Annotated in this window: 12 protein-coding genes and 1 tRNA gene; 6 read left to right on the top strand and 7 right to left on the bottom strand. The window is 65.3% G+C overall.

All coding sequences use genetic code 11. The features are described from left to right. Positions 1-8 precede the first annotated feature (8 nt). Positions 9-1,913 (bottom strand): asparagine synthase (glutamine-hydrolyzing), encoded by a 1,905-nt coding sequence (gene asnB, locus ABID44_RS09895; RefSeq protein ID WP_354151548.1) that lies wholly within the window; start codon positions 1,911-1,913, stop codon positions 9-11. Between the two features lie 278 nt (positions 1,914-2,191). Here asnB and ABID44_RS09900 point away from each other — a divergent pair, with 278 nt between their 5' ends. Beyond that, entirely contained in the window at positions 2,192-2,914 is a 723-nt protein-coding gene (locus ABID44_RS09900; protein WP_354151549.1) for a L,D-transpeptidase, read from the top strand. 83 nt (positions 2,915-2,997) lie between these two features. Here the strand turns inward: ABID44_RS09900 and ABID44_RS09905 are convergent, their stop codons facing one another. Next, on the bottom strand, positions 2,998-4,860 hold the full coding sequence (locus ABID44_RS09905) for an AsmA family protein (RefSeq protein ID WP_354151550.1): 1,863 nt from the start codon (positions 4,858-4,860) through the stop codon (positions 2,998-3,000). 189 nt (positions 4,861-5,049) lie between these two features. On the opposite strand from ABID44_RS09905, the gene ABID44_RS09910 reads away from it, so the two are divergent. After that, positions 5,050-7,008, top strand: a complete 1,959-nt coding sequence (locus tag ABID44_RS09910) for an acetoacetate--CoA ligase (protein WP_354151551.1) — start codon at positions 5,050-5,052, stop codon at positions 7,006-7,008. Between the two features lie 358 nt (positions 7,009-7,366). Here the strand turns inward: ABID44_RS09910 and ABID44_RS09915 are convergent, their stop codons facing one another. Next, entirely contained in the window at positions 7,367-10,666 is a 3,300-nt protein-coding gene (locus ABID44_RS09915) for a PAS domain S-box protein (protein WP_354151552.1), read from the bottom strand. A gap of 249 nt (positions 10,667-10,915) precedes the next feature. Here ABID44_RS09915 and ABID44_RS09920 point away from each other — a divergent pair, with 249 nt between their 5' ends. The 3 genes from ABID44_RS09920 (at position 10,916) to ABID44_RS09930 (ending at position 12,141) form a co-directional block, all read left to right on the top strand. Beyond that, a complete protein-coding gene (locus ABID44_RS09920) occupies positions 10,916-11,365 on the top strand; it encodes a phasin (protein ID WP_354151553.1) in 450 nt (149 codons plus the stop codon). Between the two features lie 251 nt (positions 11,366-11,616). Next, a tRNA-His gene (locus tag ABID44_RS09925) sits at positions 11,617-11,693 on the top strand. 163 nt (positions 11,694-11,856) lie between these two features. Continuing rightward, positions 11,857-12,141 (top strand): hypothetical protein, encoded by a 285-nt coding sequence (locus ABID44_RS09930; protein ID WP_354151554.1) that lies wholly within the window; start codon positions 11,857-11,859, stop codon positions 12,139-12,141. 56 nt (positions 12,142-12,197) lie between these two features. On the opposite strand, the gene xseA is transcribed toward ABID44_RS09930, so the two are convergent. Together xseA and ABID44_RS09940 are read right to left on the bottom strand one after the other, a co-directional pair. Further along, the gene (gene xseA, locus ABID44_RS09935) at positions 12,198-13,784 is read right to left on the bottom strand and encodes an exodeoxyribonuclease VII large subunit (RefSeq protein WP_354151555.1); all 1,587 of its coding nucleotides are present in this window, start codon (positions 13,782-13,784) and stop codon (positions 12,198-12,200) included. Positions 13,785-13,847: 63 nt separating this feature from the next. Further along, positions 13,848-14,804 carry a LysR substrate-binding domain-containing protein gene (locus ABID44_RS09940; RefSeq protein ID WP_354151556.1) on the bottom strand — a complete coding sequence of 319 codons (957 nt, stop codon included), beginning with the start codon at positions 14,802-14,804 and terminating at the stop codon, positions 13,848-13,850. Between the two features lie 203 nt (positions 14,805-15,007). On the opposite strand from ABID44_RS09940, the gene ABID44_RS09945 reads away from it, so the two are divergent. Further along, a complete protein-coding gene (locus tag ABID44_RS09945) occupies positions 15,008-15,286 on the top strand; it encodes a DUF1127 domain-containing protein (RefSeq protein WP_354151557.1) in 279 nt (92 codons plus the stop codon). 140 nt (positions 15,287-15,426) lie between these two features. Here ABID44_RS09945 and ABID44_RS09950 read toward each other — a convergent pair whose 3' ends face one another. Further along, positions 15,427-16,356 carry a DUF937 domain-containing protein gene (locus ABID44_RS09950; protein WP_354151558.1) on the bottom strand — a complete coding sequence of 310 codons (930 nt, stop codon included), beginning with the start codon at positions 16,354-16,356 and terminating at the stop codon, positions 15,427-15,429. A gap of 166 nt (positions 16,357-16,522) precedes the next feature. After that, positions 16,523-17,896, bottom strand: a complete 1,374-nt coding sequence (locus tag ABID44_RS09955) for a glutamate--cysteine ligase (protein ID WP_354151559.1) — start codon at positions 17,894-17,896, stop codon at positions 16,523-16,525. Positions 17,897-18,123: the final 227 nt, after the last annotated feature.

Below are 18,123 nucleotides of genomic sequence, written 5' to 3' on the forward strand. Positions count from 1 at the left end.
TGGCCCAGTTATGGAAATTCATCCGACAAAAGCTGCGTGGAAAGCACGCCGACGAAGGCGGCGTTGTCCCGAAAGCCGTTCAGCCCGCTTCGCCGGCTCTTGTCGAGAAGACGGCCGGTCATGGCCGGATTGAACAGGCCCTTTGCCGAGACGGCCCCGGGCGACAGCAAGTCCGCGACGTAGTTCGCTTGTCCGAAGGAGGCGCTGTCGGGCGCGCGGTAAGGCTGCTTGCGCCGACGCGCTATGGCGGGCGGCAGCATGTCGGCCGCAGCTTCCCGCAATATATGCTTTTCCTGAAGAACCCTGAGCTTGGCGCCGGGCGGCAAACGCGCGCCGAATTCCACCACCCTGTGGTCGAGGAAGGGAAAGCGCGCCTCGACGCCATGCGCCATCGCCATGCGGTCGCCCTGACTGGCCAATATGTAGCCGGGCAACAAAAAGCGCGTTTCGAGATAAAGCGCCTGATGAAGGGGACGCCAACGCCGGAAGCTGTCCGGCAGAAGCGAAGCAAGCTCCTCCGCCGCGTCGTAGGAGCCGAGTTCGGCGCGCAGGCCGGCCGAGAAGAACATCTTCGCGCCGGCCGTGGTGCGGAAGCGGGGCCGGTGCGAGAACAGCGGATCGTTGGTCTCATCCCTGTCAACGCCGAAAAATGCGGCCAGGTAATCCGGCGTCTGCTGCTGAAGCGATGGCAGATAGGGATAGATCCTGCGAAACAGGCTGGGGCGGCTCTTCGAGCCTGGCTGGCGGGCGCAGAAACGGCGTATGGACGCTTCCCTGAAGAGATCGTAGCCGGCGAATATTTCGTCGGCGCCCTCACCTGAAAGGACGACTTTCACCCCCTGTTCGCGGACGGACCGGGCGAGCCGGTACATCGGGGCCGGGGCCGTGCGCAGCAGGGTGCGTTCGGCATAGCGGACGACCGAAGGAAAGACGCTGGCTATATCGGCGGATCGGCAGGCGACTGCGTGGTGGGTGACGCCGAGCGCGTCCGCCATGGTTTGCTGCCAAGCGCTCTCATCGAACTCGGGATCCTCAAAGGTGATCCCGAAGCTGCGCAGCCGGCCGGGAGCCATGCGTGCGGCGATGGCGGTGATCATCGAAGAATCGAGCCCGCCGGAAAGCAATGAGCCGACCTCGACATCGGCGCGCAGGCGAATGCGTGTCGAATCTTCGAGCAGGGTCCGCAATTCCTCGACAAGCTCGCCATGCGGACGATCGTCTTCGTCGCCGCTGTCGGGGAAGGAGAGGGCCCAGTACGGCCTCGTGTCCGCCTCGCCATCCTCGATGATCATGAGGTGGCCGGGCGGCAGTTCCGAAATTCCCCTGAAGCTCGTGCGCGGTGCGATCGGAGCCCACAAGGTGAAGATCTGGTCGAGAGCGACAGGGTCGAGCCTGGCTTCCACACCTGGCACGGCGAACAGGGCCTTCACCTCGGAAGCGAAGTAAAAGCGGCCCTGACGCCAGGTGTAGAACAGAGGCCGTACGCCCATGCGGTCGCGCGCCAGCACCATGCGGCGGCGCTTTGCGTCCCATATCGCAAAAGCGAAATCGCCATTGAGATGGTTCACGCAGTCCGGCCCGTATTCCTCGTAGAGCTGAAGCAACACCTCGGTGTCGCTGGCGGTTCTGAAATGCCGGCCGCGCCCTTCGAGCATGGCGCGCAGTTCGATATGGTTGAAGATCTCGCCATTGTAGGTGATGTGCAGAGAGCCATCGCCGCCGGCCATCGGCTGCGCGCCGTCGGGCGAGAGATCGATGACGGCGAGCCGCCGGTGTGCAAACCCGAAGTCGTCGTCGATATGAATGCCCGCGCCATCCGGTCCCCGATGGGCGAGAGCGGCGCTCATGCCATGCAGCAAGCTGCGGGAATCATCCTTCCGCAACTGGCCGAGATAACCGGCTATGCCGCACATTTGACGCGTGCTGCGAAAGCCTGCGGGATCGAACGCTTTTCGTCGCCGCACGGAGCGGCCACGAAATTGTTCTGCGCCGACAAAGGCCGGACATCGCTTGTCAAGTCTGCACCCGGAAGTTGTTTTTTGTTCAGACGCGACACTAGGTCCCGAATACTAACAACCCGTCAAACCGGACGTGTACCGCCATGGGCGTCGCCGCACAGGCTTAAGGTGTGCTTAAGGCGGGGCCGCTTGACAGTGCGGCAGAGAGAAGACTTGAAAAGGAACTGCGAACCTTGAGTGAACGAAGCAGCCCGGTCGCCGGTCTCACGCGGCGAGCCTTTGTCATCGGCGCCAGCGCAGCGACACTTGCCGGCTGCGTCTCTGTGGGGCCGCCTTCATCCCCGCCTCCCGCCGCGGTTGGGGCGAAGCCTAAGCAGGTGCGCCCCGCGATGTATGACGCCCTGCCCCAGGAGCAGTTCCCGGTTCCGGCGGTCGATATCTCGAAGCTGGACGAAAGATTCTGGCGCACCGAAATCGATTACGACACGCCGGAAAAGCCGGGAACGCTGATCGTCGATACGCCGGCGAAATATCTCTATCACGTCAGGCCGGGCGGGCGGGCGACGCGCTATGGAATTGGCGTCGGCCGCGACGGCTTCTCATGGGCGGGGCGCGCCATCATGGCCTATCGCCGCGCATGGCCGCGCTGGACGCCGCCGGACGAAATGGTGGCGCGTCAGCCCGAACTGGAGCCCTACAGCATCGCCAATGGCGGCATGGGGCCAGGCCTGCGCAATCCGCTCGGCGCCCGCGCCCTTTACATCCACAAGGACGGCAGGGACACGCTCTACCGCATTCACGGCTCGCCGGAGGAACGGTCGATCGGCACGGAAGTGTCTTCCGGCTGCATCCGCCTGATCAATCAGGATATCATCCACCTGCATGACAATGTCAGGGACGGCAGTCCTATCGTGGTCATCCCCGACCCGGCCAAGCGGCATCTGCTGGCGGTTTAGCGCAATTCCAGCGGAACTGCGCCGCGGTTTTGCGTTCGGAATCGCGTCCGAACAGAGAATTAGGGCATCTTCACGATTTGGCGTCAATTGGGGCCGGCGATCGGGGAAACGAAGGGCGCTGTCCAGCTTCCCCCGACGAAGAACTGGGTCTGTCTGTCGGGCGGTGCGGGAGTTTCGGCGCTTTCGCCATTAGCAGCCGTCGCCGGTTGTTGGTTCGAAACGCCTCCCGTCAACGCCAGCCCGCGGCCGGCATAGGGCATGATTCCGGTAAGCCACAGGCGTGAGGACCCCTGATTGGCCTGCGCCTTCTCGATGCGGACCACGCCCTTGGCCACGTTCGCCTTGAACTCCGCGCCGTCGATCGGCACGCTGCCGTTGGCGACGTCGTCAAGCGGGAAGAAGCCGCCTTCGGCGTTGCGTTTGAGGAAGGCGGCGAGATCGAGCCCGGAAAGCGCGCCCGGTCCGAAGGTGGCTGAAATGGAGCCGTCCGCATTCTCCATGACGGAGTCCCACCCCTTGCCCGGGCCCTTGAGGATCACGGACACCGTGCCCTTTCCGGTCGGCATCAGGCGGGTCATGCCGATGGCGGCGCCGAAGGCGGCTCCGTTGATGTCCGACGCCAGCAGCCGCATCTCGGCCTGGGTGCCGCCGGGGGTTCGGTCGAAGCGGATGCCGGTCTGGATATTGCCGCCGAATGCCGCCGCGTCCGATACGTCGAACACCGACAGCCCGTCCTTGACCTGTATGGTGGCGGCAAGCGCGGCCAGCGCAATGCCGCCGGCTGTCGCCTTGGCGGCCGAAAGCCTGAGGTCGAGGTTGAGCAGTCCGGCGAGCGTGGCGTCGATGTCGTCCGCGCTCAGCGCGGACGGATTCGCGAGCGGGGCGAAGGCCGAAACGAAGGGGCCGAGATCGAGCGTGTCGAAAGCCAGTGTGCCGGAAAGGATGGGCCGGCCGGCCTCGCCATAGGCCAGATCGAGCGCGCCGGTCCCGGGGTTCTTGTCCAGCGCTATCTGGGCGTTGTCGAATTTCATCCGTTCTGCATCGCCCATGACATGGCTGGACACGGAAATGGCCGAAACGCTCGTGGCGTTGGCCATGCGCATACCCGTCCATTCCATGACGCGCCGCAGCGAAGGCGACTGGAACTTCATGCCGCCTTCGATGAACGGATTGGCCGACAGGCCGGCCTTGCCTTCGAACGACAGGTTGGCGGGAGCCGCCTTGACCGAGAAGGAGAGCGGCGCTGTGCCGCCGGCGGCGAGCAGCAACGGTTTCTGGGTGGCGGCCTCGATGATGACGTTCTCGCCCCGCCAGATCGCCGAGCCGGAAAGCGATGCCGCCGCGCCCGGCGCGGCCCAGTTGGCGCGCGCGCCCACCCCTGTCAGTATCTCCGTGTCCTTGCCGTTGACCGGCGTGACGATGCGTCCGTCGCGGATTTCAACGCTGCCGATGGCGTCCTGAGGCAGCGCCGCAGGGTCAGGTTCCGCTGCTCCGGCCTTGACCATGGCGCGCGCGGTCTCGATGGCGCGGCCGATGTTGCCGCCGTCCGGCATGGGCGGAAGATAGAGCCCGGAAGCTGTGCGCTCGACCCTGATGGTGGGACGGATCAGGCGGGTGGAGGAAAACCTCACCTCGCCGCGCAGCGCCGCCATGGCCGAAAGACCCACCTCGATGCGCTCGGCATAGATGACCGGCTGCCTTTCGGCGTCGCTCCATTTCGACAGGGACACCTGCGTCAGCACGGCGTTGAGCTGGGGCCAGACTTCGATCTGCGGGGAGCCGGAGATGGTGACCCGATAACCGGTCCAGCGGCTCATTTCCCAGGCGATGCGATCGCGCACGATGCGGTTTGAAGCGACGTAAGGCAGCGCAGCCACCCCCACCGCCGCGACAGCCGCCGCGATGCTAAGCGCCCATATGCCACGCCGGATCCAGCTCGACGTCATCTTGCCCTTTCCGCATCACGTCAGGTGGGCGCAAGGTGTACCCCGTGGCTGACGCATTTCAAGTGTTTATGGCCGCCTCATGACGTATTGCGCACTTGCGCCTGTCGCCATCGCCAAACTTGCGGTTCACGGATGCAGTGTGCTTAACGTGTAGCACATCAAAACCGCAATGCGCACGGGAGGTCGCCGATGAACAGTTCCAACCCGCTTTGGACGCCGTCACCGGCGCGGATTTCGGCTTCGCCGCTGACCGCGTTCCGGGGCGAGGCGGCGCGGCGCGCGGGGCGGGAGCTTGCGTCCTATGGCGAACTGCACGCCTGGTCGGTGGCGGAGCCGGAGGCTTTTTGGAGCCTTGTGTGGGATTTCTGCGGCGTGCTCGGGACCAAGGGCGATGTGGTTCTTGTCGATGGCGACAGGATGCCGGGCGCAGCCTTCTTCCCCGAGGCGAGCCTGAACTACGCCGAGAACCTGCTCGGGCGCGGCGGCAAGGGCGAGGCCATCGTGTTTCGCGGCGAGGACAAGGTGGAGCGGCGGCTGAGCTGGGCCGAACTGGAGGCGCAGGTCTCGCGTCTGCAGCAACTGTTCGCCTCGCTGGGCGTCGGGGCGGGCGACCGCGTGGCGGCGATGATGCCGAACATGCCGGAGACTATCGCCGCCATGCTGGCCACCGCCTCGATCGGCGCAGTGTGGTCGTCCTGCTCTCCCGATTTCGGCGAACAGGGCGTGCTCGACCGCTTTGGCCAGATCGAACCCTCGATCTTCATTGCCCCGGACGGCTACTGGTACAATGGCAAGGCCATCGAGGTGGGCGACAAGGTGGCGGCGGTCGCGGCCAGCCTGCCGGGCGTGAAGAAGGTGCTGGTCGTCGATTATCTGGGCGCCGCTCAGGAGGTCGCCGCGAAGATCCCGTCCGCCATGGCGCTGGACGACGCCATCCGGCCCTTCGCCGCGACGAGGGTGACCTATGAACGTCTGCCCTTCTCGCATCCGCTGTTCATCCTGTTCTCGTCCGGCACCACCGGCGTCCCGAAATGCATTGTCCATTCGGCCGGCGGCACGCTGCTCCAGCACCTGAAGGAGCACCGGCTGCATGCCGGGCTGGAACAAGGCGACCGCTTCTTCTACTTCACCACCTGCGGCTGGATGATGTGGAACTGGCTGGTCACCGGCCTCGCCTCGGGCGCGACGCTGCTGCTTTATGACGGCTCGCCCTTCTATCCAGACGGCAATGCGCTGTTCGACTATGCGGACGCCGAGAAGATGACTTATTTCGGCACCTCCGCGAAATTCATCGATTCGGTGCGCAAGGCGGGCCTGCGCCCCATCGACAGTCACGATCTGGCGAGCGTGCGGACCATTTCGTCCACCGGCTCGCCGCTGTCGCCGCAGGATTTCCGCTTCGTCTATGACGGCATCGGCAAGGACGTGCATCTGGCCTCGATCTCGGGCGGCACCGACATCGTCTCGTGCTTCGTGCTCGGCGTTCCGACCGAACCCGTGTGGGAGGGCGAGATACAGGCCGCCGGCCTCGGCATGGCGATGGATGTGTGGGATGATGATGGCAGGCCGGTCCGTCAGGAAAAGGGCGAACTTGTCTGCACGAAGCCGTTTCCGGCCATGCCGATCGGCTTCTGGAACGATCCCGACGGGGCCAGATACCGCGCCGCCTATTTCGAGCGCTTCGACAACATCTGGTGCCATGGCGACTTCGCCGAATGGACCGCGCATGGCGGCATCGTCATCCATGGCCGCTCGGACACGACGCTCAATCCGGGCGGGGTGCGCATCGGCACGGCCGAAATCTACAACCAGGTCGAACAGATGTCCGAGATCGCCGAGGCTCTGTGCATCGGTCAGGATTTTGACGGCGACGTGCGTGTGGTGCTGTTCGTGCGGCTGACGCCCGGCGTGAAGCTGGACGAGGAACTGGAGAAGAAGATCCGCACCCGCATCCGCACCGGCGCCAGCCCCCGCCATGTGCCGGCCCGCATCGTCGCCGTCGCCGACATCCCGCGCACCAAATCCGGCAAGATCACCGAGCTCGCCGTGCGTGACATCGTGCACGGCCGCGCCGTCAAGAACAGGGAGGCGCTCGCAAACCCCGAAGCGCTCGAACTCTTCAGGGACCTGCCGCAACTGGCAGGTTGAGCGTCCGGCGTTGCGCGAAAGCGGCTTGATACGCAGGAGGGCGACGAAACGGATCGTCAGAATCTCCGTCGCCCTGACGGTTCATGGTCAACAGCGGGTTAATGGTGGAGTTTACCTAAACTTTACATCTGATAGCGATCGGTAAATTTTTTCGGTTGCGGGCAAGGATTTGTTAAGGTCTCCGCCGCGATACTCGCGGGTGAGTTATATGGAGAACTTTCGTTCGACAGGCTCCCGCGTGGAACGCAAAATTCTCCGCCCGTTGTGACAGAATGCAAACTCAGGCGCCTTCGGGCGCCTTTCTTTTTCTGACGGCGGAAGCGGGCTTTTCAATGTGCCCGACAGGACGCACGGCGCTCTATCCGGCGAGCACCCGCACGGACGGGAAGGCGATCTCCACCAGCGTGCCTTCGCCCGGCGTCGAGGTGATGGTGAAGCGGGCCCGGTTGGCCTCGACCATCGCCTTGGTCAGCGGCAGGCCGAGCCCGGTGCCGTCGCTGCGGCCGCGCTTCAGCGCATTGACCTGCTTGAACGGCTTCAGCGCCTGCTCGATTTCCGCCTGCGTCATGCCGATGCCGGTGTCGCGCACCCGCATGACCACGTCGCCAGAGGGTTCGTAGGCGGTGGATACGATCACCTGCCCGCCGGCCTGCGTGTAGCGGATGGCGTTGGAGAGGATATTGAGCGCGATCTGGCGCACGCTGCGCAGATCGGCCACCACGTCGGGAAGCTTCGAGGCGAAACTGGAGCGGATGATGACGCGTTCGCGGTTGGCCTGCGGCTGCATCAGCGCCACGGTTTCGGCCAGCGTGTCGTTGAGCGACACCGCCTCGTAGTCCATCTCCTGCTGTCCGGCCTCGATCTTGGAAATGTCGAGCAGGTCGTTGACCAGATCGAGCACATGGGAGCCGGAGCGGTTGATGTCGCGCAGATAGTCGCGATAGCGGTCGTTGGCGACGGGGCCGAACTTCTCATCCATCATCAGTTCGGAGAAACCGATGATGGCGTTGAGCGGCGTGCGGATCTCATGGCTGATGCGCGCCAGAAAGTCGCTTTTCTGGGAGGAGGCGCGCTCGGCCAGCGCGCGCGCCTGGGTCAGGTCTTCCTCCGCACGCTTCCATTGGGTGATGTCGCGCACCACGGCGCAGAAGCCGCTGTCATTGGGCAGCCGGCCGATGGTCATGAACAGGGGGATGAAGCGCCCCTGCGCCTCGCGGCCAATCACTTCGCGCCCGTCATTGAGCACGCTGGCGACCCCCGGTTCGCTGAGGCCGGCCAGATAGTCGCGCGCCGCGCGTTGGCTTTCGATGGCGAAGAGCGAGGCGAACGGCTTGCCTGTCACATCGTCGCTGTCGAAGCCGAACAGGGCCTCGGCCGGCCGGCTGATGGAGCGGATGGCCCCGTCGCGGCCGATCAGCACGACGCCGTCGGTGGCCGTGTCGATGATGGTGCGCATCTCGCCGATGCGCGCCTTGAGTTCCGCGACATCGGCCTGCGTCGCGCTGCTGGCGGCGGCCGGAATGGCCGGAGCTTCCGGCCTGCCGAGGTCCTCGCCGGAGCGGCGCACCACCAGCAGCAGGGCGGTGCGATCCTGCCAGCGCACCGAGCGCAGGATCGCCTCGACGGGGAATTCGCTGCCGTCGCGCCTGCGCAGGAACAGCGCGTGCCGGGCTTCGTCGGGGCCGCTTTCCCCAGCCTCCGGCTGGTCGGCAAAGGGATCGACGAAGAGAGCGTCGAGCCCGCCGGAAGCGATCAGCTCTTCGAGCGTGTCATAGCCGGTGAGTTCGAGAAACTCGTCATTGGCGTAGTGCAGCACGTCGCCCGAATGAATCAGCAGTGGCACGGGCAGGCGCGCGAGGATGCTGGTGTCGGGCGCGGCCTTCGCGGTCCTGGAAGAGACCGGCGATGCGCCGTCGCCTTGCGCCAGTGATGCGGTTTGCGGCTCGTCTGTTTCGATCGACCCGGCGTGATCGTCCGTATTGAAAGCGACAGTCTCACCGGAGGCAGCCTCGAACTCGTCGCCGTCCAGCCTTGCGTCGCGAAAATCCGCTTCCGCCATGCTGTCGTCATCCGGGTCGGGCGCATAGTCGAGCAGCGAGCCTCGTGCCGGCCGTTCCGGCTCGGTCGCGACGGGTCGGGCAGCGTGCGCGGCCTCGTCCTGCGTTTTCTGAGCGGGCCCGGTCTGCTTGTCCTCACGCTTTTGCGTATCGGTGGAGCTTTCCTTCCTCAGCCGCTCGGCGATCTCGCGGAAGGCGTTGCGCTCGGTCGTGGACAGCCCCCTTTCCCTAGCGGGGGGCTCTGTGACAGGCGGGCGATGCTCGGCAAGCCTTATGATCTTGTCGCTGACGCGGCGTTCCGGTTGCGGCGAGATGCTCAGAGCCGGCACCTCCCCATTGAACGGGTCGGCTGGGGATTGCGCCTGCCGCTGCGGTGTCCCGACGGGCTTTGACCCGTTCGGCGTCAGCGCCAGTCCGATCCGTTCCGGGTCGGGCCGCGCCTCGCCCATGCGGATCACGCCGAAGCCGCGGAACCCCTCGAACTCGCGGTCGCGATTGTAAACAGGCAGCGCGGCCAGATCGACGGGAACGCTCAGCGCGGCGCCGGCCAGGGGCCACATCACGGAGCGTCCGGACCAGGTATCGCGGCGCTCAAGCAGATCGCCGACCTCGCCGGCCGGGTCGAAGGCGAAGGCGGCGGCGACCTCACGGAAGCGGCGGCCGATGACGTCGGCGGCCGGTGCGCCGACAGCCGCGGCGAATTCTTCGGACAGGACGCTGAAGCGGCCCTCCGCATCGGTGCGCCAGACGAAGCGCACCGGCGCCGCTTCCGCCTGCGGGCTGTCTTTCACGCCGGAGGCAGCCGGGGAGGGGGAAACGGGCTCAGCCGGCGCAGGGCCATCGTCATGCGCGAAGTACCAGTGGTCGTGACGGCCGCCGGTTTCGCCGTGATGCGATGCGCCGTGTGGACGGGGCGTCGCGGCGGGTTCGGAAGCCGGTGACCCTTCGTCGATCACCACCAGCAGGTGGCGCACCGGTTCGTCGGTAAGGCGCGCAATGCCGGCCGGGCAGGATCTATTTCCCACCCTGATCAGCCGTTTGACCGTGCGCTCGTTTTCGCCCGCCACGTCCCTGACCAGCGCAGCAAGCGTTTCCCCGGGGATCGCGAGATCCGCAAAGCCGGTCGAGCTTGCCTCCACATTTCCCTCGCCATCTATGAAGGCGAGGAATTGCGCATCTTCGTCAAAACCACCCAGCGCGCGCGGATCGGGCGTCAGCGCCGTTTTATCGCCGGCGGCGACGGGTGCGACGAACAGGATCGCCTTTTCGCGGTCCGGCATGGCCAGCCCGCTGGCGAGAAGGGCGGTGGTCTCGCCGGAAATGCCGGCAGTCAGGCGCACCAGCAACGGGCGGTCGACTCCGATGTCGGGATAGCCGCTCGTCGCGCCGATCTGGCGGCGGGCGACGGGTGGCAGCCGGGCCTCGGCGCCGATCGCCGCATCGACGTCTCCGTAGCCGAACAGCGCCGCCCCCGGACCGTTGGCCCAAAGGACGCGATCGAGATCGGCCGAGAGGATGACCATTGCATCCCCCGCGGCAAAGCGCCGCCGCACCGTGTCGAGCACGGCGACATCGAGGAAGGAATAGGTTTCGGGCGACATGCTCGTAACGAACCCTCAGGGTCGAAAGGTTGCGGTTAACGCTTTGTTAGTAAAAGGCCAGCGCGCCGGCGTCCACAACGTACAGGCTGCAAAGGCCGGAATCCTGCCTGTGTGGTTAATGTCATGCAGCCTGCCATGTTGCATTGCAGCAAAGATATTGCATCGCACAAATTCTGTGCTATATGTTCGGATGATAAATGGGACCCGTTGGCGTTGAGTCAAAGCCCCCCCGTTCCCGAAAGGACCGAAATGACCAAGACCAAGACCGCAGAAACCGTTGAATTCCCGACCTTCGACGCCTCCAGCGCTGCCGATCAGGTGCGTGATTTCGCCGAGAAGGGCATCGAGCAGTCCAAGCAGGCCTATGCCAAGCTGAAGACTGGCGGCGAGGAAGCCCAGAAGGCTTTCGAGTCCACCTATGAGGCCGCCCGCTCGAACGCCAGCGACCTCTCGCTGAAGACGATCGCCGCCATGCGCACCAATGCCGAGGCCGGCTTTGCACACCTTGAAGCGCTGGTCGGCGCCCGCTCGCTGTCGGAAGTGGTGGAACTGCAGACTTCCTTCCTGCGTCAGCGCTTCGAGGACGCCGTGGCCCAGACCAGGGATTTCCAGTCCGTCGCCGCCAAGGCTGCCGAAGAGGTCGCCAAGCCGATCAAGTCGGCGGTCGAAAAGACCTTCAAGGGCCCCAGGGCCGCCTGACTTTACTTCCGGACCTGCGGCTGGCTCCTCCCGCAGGCCGCAGGGATCGTCTCCACAACGGAACAGGCCGGCCCTCCTCCCGCCGGCCTTTTCTGTTTCCGGCGGTCACCATGGGGAAAGAGCCGCTCTCCAGGCATGGCCTGTGATGTTTTCCTGTTCACATGGCTTGAATTAGAGTTCATTAGACCGTATTGACGCATCGCCGGGGCAGACGCCGCTTCGCTGGAAGCATGAGCCTTGGCAGGCCCTGTGCCGTTGTAGCTCAGTTGGTTAGAGCGCCGGATTGTGGATCCGGAGGTCGCTGGTTCGAGCCCAGCCAACGGTACCACCTCCTTTCCCCGTCATTCCTTATGTATCGAGTGGTGGGTATCGGCATGTCCAGCGCTGTCTGACACGCGGCGACGCAGTGTGATGAGCAACCGGCATATTTTTGAGCTACCCAAACCTTTGACTGTAACGGAACCGGATCAGAAGATGCGGGGTACGCAAGAATGAGCGAACAGGCCATCAGGTTTTTGCAGGAATGGATAGGCGAGAAGTGCCAGTCGCCTGTCGTGCCGGCGAAGCTCGACGAGCAGGCCGAAACGCTGGCGCGCGAATGCGCCGAGCAGGCGGCGCGATCCGGCATTCCGCTCGAGGACATTCAGGAGGAGGTCGGCGATATTCAGGAGCTTATCGCGTTCCATCTGGAAGATGCTGCCGAGGCGGAGAAGGACGCCGAAGTGACGCCGGCTGAAAAATCCCGCCGCTCCAACGCCGCCGCAGGAAACGGCTGAGCTTTTCCAGAAGGCCGCAGATGCGGCCATCGACATGACCCCGACACGGGGCTTTGTCAGAAAAGAGAACCCTGTCCGCCGCTGTCTCTGGGTTTCGGCGCAGGGCGGCGGGATGTTTCCGCTGTGGGCTTGCCGTCTCCGGCCACCACCTTTGCGGCCCCGTCTGCGAAACGCAGTTCCAGCCCCTGATTCGGCCTGATATCGGCGGCGCGCCGCACCAGCGCGCCCTGCTCGTCCAGCACCAGCGCATAGCCGCGTTCAAGTATGGCCTGTTCGGAGAGCTTCAGCGTGGCGAGCAGCCGATCGGCCTGCACGAGACGGGCGCGCAGTTTTTCCAGCCGCACGGTCATCGCCTGGTCGCCGCGCCGTGTCAGCACAGCGAGTGTATCGGCCTGCAAGCGCTGACGGCGCAGGATCGGCGCCGGCGTCAGCCGTGCCGCGCTGCGCCGCAGATGTTCGCGCCGCTCCCGCACCACGGCGAAGAACGCGGCCTGCGCGCGGGCCATGTCGCGGCCGATCAGCAGGCGCGCTTCGTTCATGCGCCGGGAAAGGGCTGCCGGCGTCAGCCGGATCGCGACAAGCCGCGCGCGCTTGCGCTCGACGCCCACTTCCAGCGCGCGCTGCAACCGGCTTTCCGCCTCGTCGAAACGGCGGCGCGGCAGCGCCAGCAACTGGTCCGGCGAGGGCAGGGCGCGCGCCGCCGCCCGCACCGCCTGCCGGTCGCGTTCCAGCCGGCGCGACATGCACGCTTGCAGCCGCGAGGCCAGCGCCGCGACCGTCGCTTCCAGTTCAGCCCGCACCGGCACCGCCATTTCGGCGGCTCCGGTCGGCGTCGGAGCCCGCACATCGGCGGCGAGATCGATCAGCGTCCAGTCGGTTTCGTGGCCCACTGCCGAGATCACCGGGATTTTCGATGCGGCCACGGCCCGCGCCAGCGCTTCATCGTTGAAGCCCCACAAATCTTCGAGACTGCCGCCGCCGCGCGCCACGATCAGCACGTCGGGCCGTCTCATCGGCCCGTCGGGAGGCAGTTCGTTGAAGCCGGCCACGGCCGCCGCCGCTTCCGCGCCGGAGGTCTCGCCCTGCACGCGCACCGGCCACACGATCACATGCAGCGGGAAGCGGTCGCGGATGCGGTGGAGAATGTCGCGGATCACCGCGCCGGTCGGCGAGGTGATGACGCCGATGACCGACGGCATGTAGGGCAGGCGGCGCTTGGCGGAGGGATCGAACAGGCCTTCGGCGGCCAGCCTGCGCTTGCGTTCCTCCAAAAGCGCCATCAGCGCGCCGGCTCCGGCCGGTTCCAGATTGTCGATGACGATCTGGTATTTGGACGAGCCCGGATAGGTGGTGAGCTTGCCGCTGGCCACCACTTCCATGCCCTCTTCGGGACGGAATTTGAGGCGCGACATGGTGCCCTTCCAGATCACCGCTTCCAGCCGGGCGCGGTCGTCCTTCAGGGCGAAATAGGCATGGCCGGAGGAATGGGGGCCGCGGTAGCCGGAAATCTCGCCGCGCACCCGCACATTGCCGAACACGTCCTCGACCGTGCGCTTCAGCGCGCCGGAAATCTCGCTGACGGTGAACTCGGCGGCGTTGCTGCGGGAAGCGTCGCCGCGTGATTCGGGGGCGGTCTCGTTCATGGGAAGATAGGGCCGTTTCAGGCGCGTCGGGTCAAGGCATGGCCTGCGTTGTCCGCCGTTTCCTCACCAGCCGGGCAGCATGTTGGCCGCAACGCCGCGCCGCGCGCGGTTGAGCGCCTGCGCGGAAAAGCCGACACCCCCGGCGTCTTCAAGCGCCGGCACGGATATGTTGTCGAGGCTTTCGGCGATGTGGCGGGCGAGCGCGTCGACAATCTCGGGCTGATCGGTCTGGCCGCGCATCAGGCCGATGCGGCAGTCGGGCAGGATCCCGAAACCGTCGGCCTCGCCAAGCACCCGCATGCCGGGCCGAAGCGCGCATTCCGGCAGAACCGATATGGCGAGGCCGGAGAGGACAGCGGCGGCGATGACGGTGGCCGAGAAGCTGGTGAACAGGATGCGATATTCGCGGCTCATGCCGTCGAGCACGTCGCAGGCGGCCCGCCGCCACACGCAGTTGGGCCGGCCGAAGGCCATGGGCAGAATTTCCTGCTCATGGACGGCGTGGTTGGCGGAGCTGACCCACAAAAGAGGCTCGCGCCGCACCACTTCCGACTGGCCGCGCGCATCGTTATGCGTGACCAGCGCGATGTCGAGCTGGCCGCGCTTGATCTGGTCGACCAGGCCCGGCGTCGGCTCGCACACGACCGTCAGTTCGACGCGGGGATTGGACCGCGAAAATCGCGCCATGATCTCGGGCAGGAAGCGGTCGGCATAGTCGTCGGGCGTGCCGATGCGGATCGTGCCCTCCAGCCGCTGGTCATCGAACGCGGCCAGTGTCTCGCGGTTCAGGTAGAGCAGCCGGCGCGCATAGGAAAGCAGCCGCTCGCCCTCTTCGCTCAGGCGGTTGGAGCGTCCTTCCTTCTCGAACAGGGGCTTTCCGATGCGCTCTTCCAGCCGCCGCATCTGCATGGAGACGGCCGATTGCGTACGATGCACCTCCTCTGCGGCGCGCGTGAAGCTGCCGGTGTCGGCAATGGTGATGAAAGTCTGCAACTGGTCGAGATCGAGAGGCGGCTTCATGGTGAATCCATCAGCGATGTTGATCGTAAATATTAAAAACATTCGTTGGATTAATCAATCGCCAGATGGCAGATAAGGGACGCTCTCAGGAAGCCCCAGGATCACCGCGCCCCCAAGGGCGCAGATGAACGTGCATTCGGCTGCCTTCGCGCCGTCTCCCACGGCGCGTCGGGTTGTCGCGTGCAATTGCCGGAGACTGTGAAATGACCGCTTGTGATTGTGCCGCCCCCGTTTCGCGCATTTCCGTACGCCCGTCCGCATTGGCGCGCCTTGGTCTTGACGTTCGTCGTCTCCTGACGCTGTGGAGGAACCGCCGCGCCTTCAATCGCCTTTGCGAGATGACCGAAGCCGAACTGGCCGACATTGGCGTCAGCCGCAGCGACCTTCATGACGCTCTCGAGGTTCGGTTCGCAGGCGATCCGACGGCGCGCCTGCGGGCCATCGCCGACGCCCGCGCCACGATCGTGGCCGGACCGCTCTGAAACCTTTCGGCAGCTCCCAGCAAAAGTGCGATGCGGTTAGCGCAAAGCCGAAATGCTCTTGGCAGGCATAACCCTTCCGGCCCCCTCCGGCTTGCCTGCATTTGCCCGGTCCGATCTGGACCGGGCTTTTTCATGCGGGCTTACCGGTTTCGGTCCATGCCCCGCAGAAACTGGTCGAAAACGGATTCCATGCCCTTCTGGTAGTCATCGCGCTGCCGGCTGCCGGTCTCGAACATCTGGCCAAACAGGTCGTCATAAGGGTTTTTCGCCTTGCCGCCCGGGTTTGCCTGCCGTTGTTGCGGTGGGGTCTGGCTCCGGGGCTGCGGATCGGATTCGGGCGTTCCCTGAGCGCCGCCGCCCAGCATGTCGGTCAGGATTTTTCCCCAGGGCGTGTCGCCCCAGGGATTTCCGGCCGGATTCCGGGCCGGGTTCTGCGTCTGCTGCCGGGTTTGCGGAGACGCCTGCCCGCCGCCGAACATGTCCTGCAAGATCTTGCCGAACGGGTTGTCGCCCAACGGATTTCCGGCTCCGCCATCTTGCGGGGCCTGCCTTTGCCGGGGCGCGGCCTGTCCCGCGCCGGACTGTTTCATCATCTCTTCGATGATTTGTCCCAACGGATTGTCGCCGAAGCCGCCGGCAGCCTGAATCTGCCCGGTCGATTGCTTGAAGAGGCCCCCCATGATCATCGAGGCGATGACCGGCAGCATTTGCTGCAGCAGTTGCTGGCCGAGGCCGGTGGCCTGCGCCGCCTGTGCCGCAACGGCGCGTGACAGGTCCTTGGAGCCGAACAGATGGCCGAGGATGCCATTGCCTTCCTCGACCCCCTGCGGGGAAAAGGCGCGGCTGGCGTCCTCGAAATATTTCGCGTGCTGGCCGCTGGCCAGCGCACTGAGGAAGCCGCCGACGCCGTAGGGATCGGCGGTGTTGCGCTTCAGTCCCTGCGAGAAGGCCGGCAGCAGCGCCTCGACCGCCGCCTGCGCCTGTTGCTGCGACAGGTTGAACTGCTTCGCCAGCGCCTCCATGCCCTGGCCGTTCTGGGCCCTGGCCAGCATTTCGAACAGGTTCTGCATCCTACGTCCTCCGGCAATGCGTGGAGGCGAGACTACAGCATCGGCCCGAAAATCGGAATCGATTTTCGGGAAGCACGATGCGCGCATTCAAGGTGTTGGATCATCCTTTGTGTCCGGAAGGACGCATGGCGATCCGGAAATTTTCGTTCTGCTGGGGAAGGGGGAATCAGTAGGCGTATTCGAGGAACACCGGTTCGATCGAACCTCCCCAGCGGGTGTGGTATGCCGAGATCATTTCCTCGGCGGTGGTGGTGCCGCGGCTGACCACCTCGTCCAGCGTTTGCAGGAAAGAGGTTTCGTCGTAGCCGTCGCGGTTCAGGCGGGCGCGATTCTTCAGCCCCTGCCGGGCGATCGTCAGCACCTCGCGTCCGACTTCGCGCAAGGTTGTGTTGCGGAACGGTGCGCTGATGCCCTGTGCGGGAACGGCGTCGCGCATCGCCACAACCTCTTCATAGGTCCAGTTCGAGGTCAGCGTCTCTGCTGCGGCCAGCGCCTCCTCATCATAGAGCAGGCCCACCCAGAAGGCCGGCAGCGCGCAGATGCGCCGCCAGGGGCCGCCGTCGGCGCCGCGCATTTCGAGGAAGCGCTTCAGGCGCACGTCGGGGAACAGCGTGGACAAATGGTTGGCCCAGTCGCCCATGGTCGGCAGCCCGTCCGGCAGGTCGTTGCGGGCGGCGCCGCCCATGAACTGGCGGAAGGTCATATGCGTCATGTCGTGATACCGGCCTTCGCGAATGACGAAGTACATCGGCACGTCGAGCGCCCATTCGACATAGTCGGCGAAGCCGAAATCGGGCGCGAAGCAGAAGCGCGGCACGCCGGAGCGCTGGTTGTCGGTGTCGCGCCATATCTCGCCGCGCCAGCTTTGCAGCCCGTTGGGCCTGCCGTCGGTAAACGGGGAGTTGGCGAACAGCGCCGTCGCCAGCGGCTGCAGCTTCAGCGAGACCTGCATCTTGCGGCGCATGTCGGGCTCGCTCTCGAAGTCGAGATTCACCTGAATGGTGCAGGTGCGATACATCATGTCGAGGCCCTGCGCGCCGACCTTGGGCATGTAGCGCGTCATGATCTCGTAGCGCGACTTCGGCATCTTCGGCGTCTCGGCCAGCGTCCATTTCGGACTGCCGCCAAGGCCGAGGAAACGGATGCCGAGCGGCTCCGCGATCTCGCGCAGCTGCGCCAGATGCGCATTGCCCTCGCGGCAGGTCTGGTGGATGGTTTCCACCGGCGCGCCCGACAGCTCGAACTGGCCGCCCGGCTCCAGGCTGATCGCCCCCTGTCCGGTCGGCTCGACGAGGCCGATGATGCGGCCCGCATCGATGATCGGATCCCAGCCGAGTTTCTCCTGCATGCCTTCCAGCAGGGTGCGGATGCCGCGCTCGCCGCCATAGGGCACCGGCGCATGGCCGTCCACATAGAAGGGGAACTTCTCGTGCTCGGTGCCTATGCGCCATTTCTCGCGCGGTTTGTTGCCGGCGGCGAGATAGTCCACCAGCTCGTCAAGGCCTTCTACAGGGCTGAAATCGGTCGTGTCGCGCGCCATGAAAACCTCATTGCCGTGGCACCTCGGGAGAGTCGCGCGGCTAGTTGGACGATATGACCGCACCCGATCAAGCGAAAACTGTAGAACCAGCCTTCAACGAAACTTCATGCTGCGTGAAGCCGGTTGCGAAACATGAACGTTTCGCTGGCGTCCGAGGGAACCTTGTGCGGCCCTGCGGCATTTTCCGCTCAAACCGCATTGCGCGCATCAGGAAGGCGAGGGGATGC

This window comes from Aquamicrobium ahrensii (assembly GCF_040545755.1).
GTDB lineage: Bacteria > Pseudomonadota > Alphaproteobacteria > Rhizobiales > Rhizobiaceae > Mesorhizobium > Mesorhizobium ahrensii.